The sequence below is a fragment of the Methylobacterium sp. WL120 genome, assembly GCF_008039465.1.
In the GTDB taxonomy this organism is placed as follows: domain Bacteria; phylum Pseudomonadota; class Alphaproteobacteria; order Rhizobiales; family Beijerinckiaceae; genus Methylobacterium; species Methylobacterium cerastii.
The window spans coordinates 1-8,315 of the sequence record NZ_VRUT01000183.1; the positions used below are offsets into that span (position 1 = coordinate 1).

Consider the following 8,315-nt stretch of genomic DNA (forward strand, 5'->3'; position numbering starts at 1 on the left):
GCCCTGCGCCCGCTCGATCCGGCCTCGCCCGCGTCGGCGGCGTGGCGCGCGCTCGGCGCGGGCGCCTGCGTCCCCAACCCGTTCTACGAGGCCGACTACGCGCTGCCGGCGGCGCGGGCCTTCGGCGACGGGGTACGGCTGCTCGTCGTCGCCGACCGGCCGCCGGAGGAGCCCGGCGCGCGCTGGCTCGCCCTATGGCCGTTCCGGAGCTCGCGCACCCGCTGGGGCGTGCCGTTGCCGGTGCTGGTCGGCTGGACCCACGGTTTCTGCCCGCTCGGCGTGCCGCTCCTCGACGGCACCGAGCCCGCGCGTGCGCTCCAAGCGCTGTGCGACGCGCCGCGCGCGCTCGGGCTGTCGCCGCGGCTCCTGCTGTTGAACGCCCCCGCGGACGGCCCCTTCGCCGAGTTGCTGGCGGCCCGGACGAACCGGCGCGACGCCGCCTACTGGGCGCATGCCCGCGGCGCCCTCGACCTCGCCGGCCTGGAGCCGGCGAGGCGCGCAGGCTACCTCGACCACGTCAGCGGCAAGGGCCGGCGCAAGCTGCGCCTGGGGCGCGAGCGCCTGGAGGCCGGCGGCGCCGTCGCGTTCGAGACCGTCGCCGATCCGGCCGCCCTCGCCGCCGCGCTGGACGACTACGTCGCCCTCGAGACCGCGGGCTGGAAGGGCCGTGCGGGGACGGCGCTCGGCCAGCGCCCGGCGGAGGCCGCGTTCATGCGCGGGATGGTCGCCGGGTTCGGCGCGCAGGGGCGAATCCGGATCGTGCGCCTGCGGCGGAACGGGCGCACGCTCGCCGCCGCGATCCTGCCGCGCAGCGGCACGGAGGCGTTCGTGCTGAAGGTCTCCTACGACGAGGCGGAGGCCGCGGGCGCCCCGGGCGTCCAGCTCGTCCACCGCCTGACCGAGGCCGCGCTTCGCGACGGCGCGATCGACCGGATCGATTCCTGCGCCGCCCCCGACTACCGCCTGGCCGAGATGTTCTGGACCGGGCGGCGCGCCATCGCGCACCGGCTCGTGGAGGCTTCGCCCGACCGGTTCTTCCCGCTCGCCGCGGCCCTGGAGCACGCTCGCGAGCGTTATGCCGGGTGGCGGATGCGCCGACGGGTCCGATAGGGCGTTGCGGAGGCGGCGCATTGCCTCCAGGGTCCTGCAGGCCAGCCGGCCACGCCCGAAGAACGGCCAGCGGCAGACCGATCGCCCGGGAGGATCACATTTCCAACGCCCCCGCCGTCTCGTCCGGACAGCCGGACCGCCACGCCCCGAAGCCGCCGGAGCTGATGTCGCCCTGGCGCACGGACGCGCGCGTCGCGCTCCAGGCCGAGGCCCGCACCTTCGCCCGCGAGGTGGTGATGCCGCTGGCCGACGAACTCGACCCGCAGAAGGCCGAGATGCCGCGCTCGCTGATCGACGCCATGGCGAAGAAGGGCTGGTTCGGCCTGACGATCCCGGCCGAGCACGGCGGGATGGGGCTCGGCGTGTTCGAGTACTGCCTCGTCTCCGAGGAGCTCGCGCGGGCGTGGCTCTCGGTCGGCAGCATCCTGGCGCGGGGGCAGGGGCTCGGCACGCAGGTGCTCGACGACGGGCGGCGCGCCGACCTCCTGGCGCGGTCGGCGCGGGGGCAATGGATCGGCAGCATCGCGCTGTCCGAGCCGGCCGCCGGCTCGGACCTCGCCGGCGTGCAGACGCGAGCGGTGCGCGAAGGCGACCACTGGGTCCTGACCGGCACCAAGCGCTGGGCGGGCTTCGCGCGCGCGGCCGACTTCATCGAGGTGCTGGCCCGGACCCGCGATCCCGAGCCCGGCGAATCGCGTTCGGCGGGGCTGGAGCCGTTCCTCGTGGTCAAGCCGCCGGGGGAATTCCCCGAGGGCATGACCGGCCAGGTCATCGACAAGATCGGCTATCACGGCTTCCTGACGTTCCAGCTCGAACTCGACGGCGTGCGCGTGCCCGAGAGCGACCGGCTCACGGGGCTCTACGGCGACGGCGGGGCGGATGCGGATTCCGGCGGCTTCGCCTCGGTGCAGCGCGGCCTCAACATCGCCCGCGTCCACACCGCGGCCCGCGCCGTCGGCGTCGCGCGCGCGGCGGTCGAGGACACCCAGGCCTACCTGCAGGAGCGCGAGCAGTTCGGCCACCCGATCGGCGACTTCCAGGCGCTGCGCTTCGCGCTTGCCGACATGGCCGCCGAGGTGGCGCAGGCGCGCGCCTTCTGGTGCCAGGTCGCCCACCTCCTCGACCAGGGCGACGCGGCCGAGAGCGAATCCGCGATGGTGAAGCTGCTCGCCACCGAGATGGCGGTGCGCGTCACCAACCAGGCGATGCAGCTCCACGGCGGAAACGGCTACACCACCGAGCGCCGCGTCGAGCGGTATTGGCGCGACGCGCGGCTGACGACGATCTTCGAGGGCACCAGCGAGATCCAGCGCCGCATCATCAGCGACCGGATGCTGCCCAAGGCCTGATTCCCGCCCGGCCGACGCCCGCACGACACAGTCCATTCGAGGCACGATGACCGACGCCAAGGCCGAACACCGGACGCTCGCGCACGCCGCCGGCGAGCTGCCCTCTGTGCACGTGGACGACTACAACATCGAGCTCGCCAACGACGACGGCTTCATCGGCGACCGCGTCTCCAAGGGCGCCTTCCGGGACCTCGTCGAGGACTGGCGCGAGAAGCTGCGGCAAGTCGGCGACGACCCGCTCGGCGACGTGCCGAGCCGCGACGTCGGCAAGAAGCGCCTCGACCGGCTGATGCTGTCGGACGACCCGCTCGCCTCCGGCGTCGTCCTCGGCGCGGTCGAGGATTTCGCGCAGGAGCTGGCCACTGTCGTGCGGCGGTTCCTCCGGCAGAAGGCGTGGCGCGACACCCGCGCGATCGTGGTCGGCGGCGGCTTCAGCGACAGCCAGGCCGGGCGCTTCGCCATCGGCCGCGCCGCGGCGATCCTGCGCGCGGGCGGCGTCGACATCACCTTGCGGCCGATCCGCAACCACCCGGACGAGGCCGGCCTGATCGGCGCGGCGCACCTCGCCCCGTCGTGGATGTTCTCCGGCTACGACAGCCTGCTCGCCGTCGACATCGGCGGCAGCAACATCCGCGCCGGGGTGCTCGTCACCAACAGCCGCAAGGCGCCCGACCTGTCGCGGGCGGCGGTCTGGCGCTCGCAGCTGTGGCGCCACCGGGACGAGGCCCCCCAGCCGAGCCGCGACGAGGCGGTGGCCAAGCTCGTGCGGATGCTGCGCGGCCTGATCGAGCGCGCCGGGCGGGCGCGGCTCAAGCTCGCCCCCTTCGTCGGCGTCGGCTGTCCCGGGCTGATCGAGGCGGACGGCACCATCACCCGCGGCGGCCAGAACCTGCCGGGCAACTGGGAAAGCAGCCGCTTCCACCTACCGAGCGAGATCGCGGCGGCGATCCCCGAGATCGGCGGCCACGAGACCACGGTGGTGATGCACAACGATGCGGTGGTGCAAGGGCTCAGCGAAGTTCCGAACATGACCGAGCTGGACCACTGGGGGGTGCTCACCGTCGGCACCGGCCTGGGAAACGCCCGCTTCTCCAACCGCTTGCGGGACGACGCTCACGGCTGAGTGCGGCGGCCCGACGCCTCAGTGCTGGGTAGCGGGCGCCCGCTCGCCGGCGCGGGCGCGGGCCAGCGTCCGCCCGAGGCGCTGGGCCATCTGCTCGCGCAGGGCCTCGGCGACCTCGATGTCGACGAGCCGCCAGGTCCAGCCGCGCAGGCGCAGGCGCAGGCGGAGCTGGTCCTCCCGCGGCGCGTCGGGCGGGATCGCGATCACCGCCGTGCGGAAGCCGCGCATCTCCGAGGCGATCCAGAACGGGAACACCCGCGCGATACGGTCGAGCCGGAGGCCCGCCGGCTTCACGCCGTCCGGTCGCTGGATGTCGAGGCTCTGCGGCCAGCCGTCGTCGAGCAGGTCGAGCACGGTCTCGGCGGTCACCATCGATTCGGCGAGGGCCATCGCCACGCCGACCGCCGCCTCGTTCAGGCGCTGACGGTCCTTGGCCTCGAGACCCGGATCGGTGTCCGAGGCAGCGCGCAACGCCGCGGTGGTCTGGCGGACCAGCGACAGGCGCAGCGTGCGGAAGTTGACGTGGCTCTGGACGTAGCCGACGTCGTGCGCCTTCACCGCCTGGGCGAGGTCGTAGAGCGTCCAGAGCGGCGTCAGGGTGAAGGCGAACCAGCCGAGCACCGCGACGAGGGGAATCGCCCACCAGCGCATCGCGCGGCCTATCGCACCGCCGCCGCGCTCACGCGCCGGCCGACCAGGTGCTCAAGGGGGCGAACGCCGCGACCACGCCTTCGTAGACCGGGCGCTTGAACGGCACGATCAGCCCCGGAAGCTCGGGGAAGGGAACCCAGCGCCACGCGTCGAACTCGGCCTTGTGGGCGCCCCCGCCGGGATGCTCGACGTCGATCACGCCGTCGTCGCCGAGGAACGCGAAGGCGAACCAGCGCTGCGTCTGCCCACGGTAGCGGCCACGCCACGCCTGCTTCCGCACCTCGGGCGGCAGGTCGTAGGACAGCCAGTCCGGCGCCTCGGCGAGCAGGCGGACCGAGGCCGCGTCGACGTTGGTCTCCTCGTGAAGCTCGCGCAGGGCCGCGGCCTGGGGCGCCTCGCCGTCGTCGATCCCGCCCTGGGGCATCTGCCAGGCGAGGTTGCCCGACACGTGCTCGGGGCCGGCCTCCGGCTTGCGGCGGCCGACGAAGACGAGACCGGCCCGGTTGATCAGGGCGACCCCGACGCAGGGGCGATAGGGCAGGTCTTCGGCGGAATCGCGGGTTGGGCTGTCGGTCTTCATCGGCGGCGACCATAGGGAGGGCCAACCGGCGCGGCAACGTCGAGACACATGTTATCGGCGCCGCCGGGATCAGTCCGCCTTCGTCACCCGCATCGCCTTGGCGCCGCGGAGCGCCACACTCGCCGGCACGAGGCGGATGCCGCGGCCCTCGAGTTCGCGGCTCCAGCGGGCGATCCGCTCGATCGTCATCGGCTGGGCGCTGCCCGAGGCGAGGGCGAAGCCGTTGGTGCGGGCCTGCGCCTCGAGCCGGGCCAGCTCCCGGTCGATCGCCTCCGGCCGCGGCACGGCGTCGAGGACGACCTCGGCGCGGGCCGCCGGCACCTTGGCCTTGTCGAGGAGGTCGCGGCCGACGCCGCGGGCGTTGGTGCCGTCGTCGAGGAAGCCGAGGCCGCGGGCGGCGATGTCGCGCAGCACCGGCTCGAACGCGGCCGCATCCGCCATGAACTTGGCGCCCATGAAGTTCGTCACGCCGACATAGCCCGAGAACCGGCTCATCGCCCAGGCCAGGCGGTCGGCGTTCTCGGGGGGCTTGGCGGAGGTGAGCAGCCCCTGCGGGCCGGGGTCGCTGTCGGGGAAGTCGAACGGCTCCATCGGCGCCTGGAGCAGGATCTCGTGGCCGAAGGCGCGGGCGCGCGCGGCGCTGCGCTCGGCGTCGTTGCCGTAGGGCGAGAAGGCGAGGCTGACGGCCGGGGGCAGCTTGACGATCGCGCTCGCGGTGGCCGCCTGGCCGACGCCGAGGCCGGTGAGCACGATCGCGATGCGCGGACCGGTGCCGGGCTCCTCGGGCCGGGCGTAGACGTCGAGGGGGCGGATGCGGCCTTCGCCGAGCTTCGGCAGGGTGCCGTGGCGCCCGCGCTCGGTCAGGCGCGGATCGGGGGCGGGGGCGAGCTTGGGTGCGTCGGCCTGCGGCACGCGGATCACCACCGCCTCGGCGGGTGCGGCCGAGCCGCCGGCCCGCACGACGGTGACGCCGGAGGCCGACTCGACCTCGACGGCGCTGCTCTGAAGCTTGGGTGCCGGAGCCGGCTCGTTCGCCGCCACCGCGTCCGGCGACGCGGGCCGCCCTGCGACGGGCACGACGTCGCGAACGGTGATGGCGAGCTGGACCCGCGGCTCGCCGGCCTTCGGGTCGCCCAGCAGCAGCACGAGGCCGAGGAGGGTGAGCACGCCGCCGCCGACGCCTGCCGCGACCGCCCGCGGCGACCGGGCGAGGGTCTGCAGCCGGGCGCGCAGGCGCGCCAACCCGGCCCTGGGGCCGGGGGCTGGGACGTCGACCCCGAGGGGGCGCGTCAGGATATCGTCGGACGAGTCGCTCACCGGCCCTCGAGACAAGCGGCGCCGTGGAAGAATCGCCTGACGCGACGATGCGGTGCCCCGGCTCCATTGCCGGCCGCCATGGTTAATTTTTCGTGAGAGCGGATTCCGATCCTCGGCCCGGGGGCATCCGTCCACGAAAAACCCCCGCCCGGCTCGTGCCGGACGGGGGCTTGATGTTCCAACCGATCCAGGAGGATCAGTTCGGCATCGTCGGCTTCTGGGTGTTGGTGGCACCCTTCTGGATGCCGTGGAGGAAGTCGACGGCGGCGGTGATCTGCTTGTCCTTGGCCGGGTCGGACGGCATGTAGGCCGACGAACCGCCGCGCTCCTCGACGTCCTTCTGCTTGAGGTGGCCCTTCAGGCCGGCTTCGCCCTTGGTCTCGTCCTTGCCCTTGAGCTCGTCGGGCACGTCCTGCACCACCTCGACATCGGGCTCGATGCCCTTGGCCTGGATCGAGCGGCCCGACGGCGTGTAGTAGCGCGCCGTGGTGAGGCGCAGGGCGCCCGAGCCGCCGAGCGGGATGATCGACTGCACCGAGCCCTTGCCGAAGGAGCGCGTGCCCATGATGGTCGCGCGCTTGTGATCCTGCAGGGCGCCGGCGACGATCTCGGAGGCCGAGGCCGCGCCGCCGTTGACGAGCACCACCACCGGCTTACCCTTGGTGATGTCGCCGGCCTTGGCCGAGAAGCGCTGGGTCTCGTCCGGGTTGCGGCCGCGGGTCGAGACGATCTCGCCGCGGTCGAGGAAGGCGTCGGAGACCATCACCGCCTGGTCGAGCAGGCCGCCGGGGTTGTTGCGCAGGTCGATCACGTAGCCCTTGATCTTGTCCTGCCCGATCTCGCCCGAGAGCTTGTCCACCGCGGCCTTGAGGCCGTCGTAGGTCTGCTCGTTGAACTGGGTCAGGCGGATGTAGCCGATGTCCGTGCCCTCGACGCGCGAGCGCACCGGCTTGATCTTGATCACGTCGCGATTGAGCGTGACCTCGATCGGGTCCTTCGACTCCTTGCGGGTGATCTTGAGCTTCACCGGCGAGTTCACCGGGCCGCGCATCTTGTCGACCGCCTGGTTGAGGGTCAGGCCCTGCACCTGGTCGTCGTCGATCTGGGTGATGACGTCGTTCGAGAGCAGACCTGCCTTGGAGGCCGGGGTGTCGTCGATCGGGGTCACGACCTTGATCAGGCCGTCCTCCATCGTGACCTCGATGCCGAGGCCGCCGAACTCGCCGCGGGTCGTGGTCTGCATGTCGCGGAACGCCTTGGCGTCCATGTAGCTCGAATGTGGGTCGAGCGAGGTCAGCATGCCGTTGACGGCCGCCTCGATCATCTTCGCCTCGTCCGGCTTCTCGACGTAGTCGGTGCGGACCTTCTCGAACACGTCGCCGAAGAGGCTGAGCTGGCGGTAGGTCTCGGCGGAGGCCGCCACGGCGCGCGGACCCGACAGGAAGTCGGTCTGCGTCGCGACCATCGACGTGCCTGCTCCCAGGAACGCGCCGAGCATGATGAGGGACGTCTTGCGCATTATCCGCGAACCTTCTCGCTGGGGCTTTTGGCCCACCAAGGCTCCGGATCGATGGAGCCGCCGTCCTTCTTGAATTCCACGTACAGGATCGGATCGCTGCCGTCGCCGCTCATCACCGGCTGGACCGCACTTCCCTCGCCCATGTTACCGACCGGCTCGCCCGCGAGGACGAACTGACCGACCTCGACAGAGATCTGATCCATGCCGGCTAGGAGAAGATAGTAGCCATCGCCGGCGTTGATGATCAAGAGTCGTCCATACGACCGGAACGGCCCCGCGAACTGCACCCACCCGTCTGCGGGAGAGGACACCACGGCCTTCGCGCGGGTCGCGAGCGAAATGCCGCGCGTCATCCCGCCGTTGCCGTCGGGCTGGCCGAAGCCGCGCAGCATGCGACCGCTGACCGGGCGCGGGACGTCGCCCCGCGCATCGACGAACTTCACCTTCGGGGCGAGCTTGGCCGGGTCGCGGATGCCGGCGGCGGCGAAGCGGTCCTGCGTCGCCTTGGCCTCCCGCTGCTCGGCAGCCTTGGCCTCGTCGGCGGAGCGCTTGGCGGTGGCGACCTCGCCCTCGACGCGGTCGAGGAGGTCCTTCAAGGTCCGGGACTGGCCGGCGAGGTCGGCCACGCGCGCGCGCTCGGCGGCGAGCCCGGCCTCGGCCTCCGCC

8 protein-coding genes are annotated in these 8,315 nt (G+C 72.7%); 3 read left to right on the forward strand and 5 right to left on the reverse strand.

Features of this window, described 5'->3' with window-relative positions; translation table 11 throughout:
* The 3 genes from FV229_RS23255 to FV229_RS23265 all read left to right on the forward strand — a co-directional run.
* Positions 1-1,110 (forward strand): GNAT family N-acetyltransferase (locus FV229_RS23255; RefSeq protein ID WP_147754228.1); only part of this gene is annotated, 1,110 nt, incomplete at its 5' end.
* A 164-nt stretch (positions 1,111-1,274) separates the two neighbouring features.
* On the forward strand, positions 1,275-2,459 hold the full coding sequence (locus FV229_RS23260; RefSeq protein ID WP_147754229.1) for an acyl-CoA dehydrogenase family protein: 1,185 nt from the start codon (positions 1,275-1,277) through the stop codon (positions 2,457-2,459).
* A 46-nt stretch (positions 2,460-2,505) separates the two neighbouring features.
* Positions 2,506-3,582 carry an ROK family protein gene (locus FV229_RS23265; protein ID WP_147754230.1) on the forward strand — a complete coding sequence of 359 codons (1,077 nt, stop codon included), beginning with the start codon at positions 2,506-2,508 and terminating at the stop codon, positions 3,580-3,582.
* Positions 3,583-3,600: 18 nt separating this feature from the next.
* Here the strand turns inward: FV229_RS23265 and FV229_RS23270 are convergent, their stop codons facing one another.
* From FV229_RS23270 to FV229_RS23290, 5 genes are all read right to left on the reverse strand, one after another.
* The gene (locus FV229_RS23270; protein WP_147754231.1) at positions 3,601-4,233 is read right to left on the reverse strand and encodes a DUF2939 domain-containing protein; all 633 of its coding nucleotides are present in this window, start codon (positions 4,231-4,233) and stop codon (positions 3,601-3,603) included.
* 28 nt (positions 4,234-4,261) lie between these two features.
* On the reverse strand, positions 4,262-4,813 hold the full coding sequence (locus FV229_RS23275) for an RNA pyrophosphohydrolase (RefSeq protein WP_147754232.1): 552 nt from the start codon (positions 4,811-4,813) through the stop codon (positions 4,262-4,264).
* A 69-nt stretch (positions 4,814-4,882) separates the two neighbouring features.
* Positions 4,883-6,130 carry a divergent polysaccharide deacetylase family protein gene (locus FV229_RS23280; RefSeq protein WP_147754233.1) on the reverse strand — a complete coding sequence of 416 codons (1,248 nt, stop codon included), beginning with the start codon at positions 6,128-6,130 and terminating at the stop codon, positions 4,883-4,885.
* A 196-nt stretch (positions 6,131-6,326) separates the two neighbouring features.
* Positions 6,327-7,649: a S41 family peptidase gene (locus FV229_RS23285; protein WP_147754234.1), complete on the reverse strand. Its 1,323-nt coding sequence runs from the start codon at positions 7,647-7,649 to the stop codon at positions 6,327-6,329.
* A partial coding sequence (locus FV229_RS23290; protein ID WP_147754235.1) for a peptidoglycan DD-metalloendopeptidase family protein occupies positions 7,649-8,315 on the reverse strand: 667 nt, incomplete at its 5' end. The genes FV229_RS23290 and FV229_RS23285, both read right to left, overlap by 1 nt.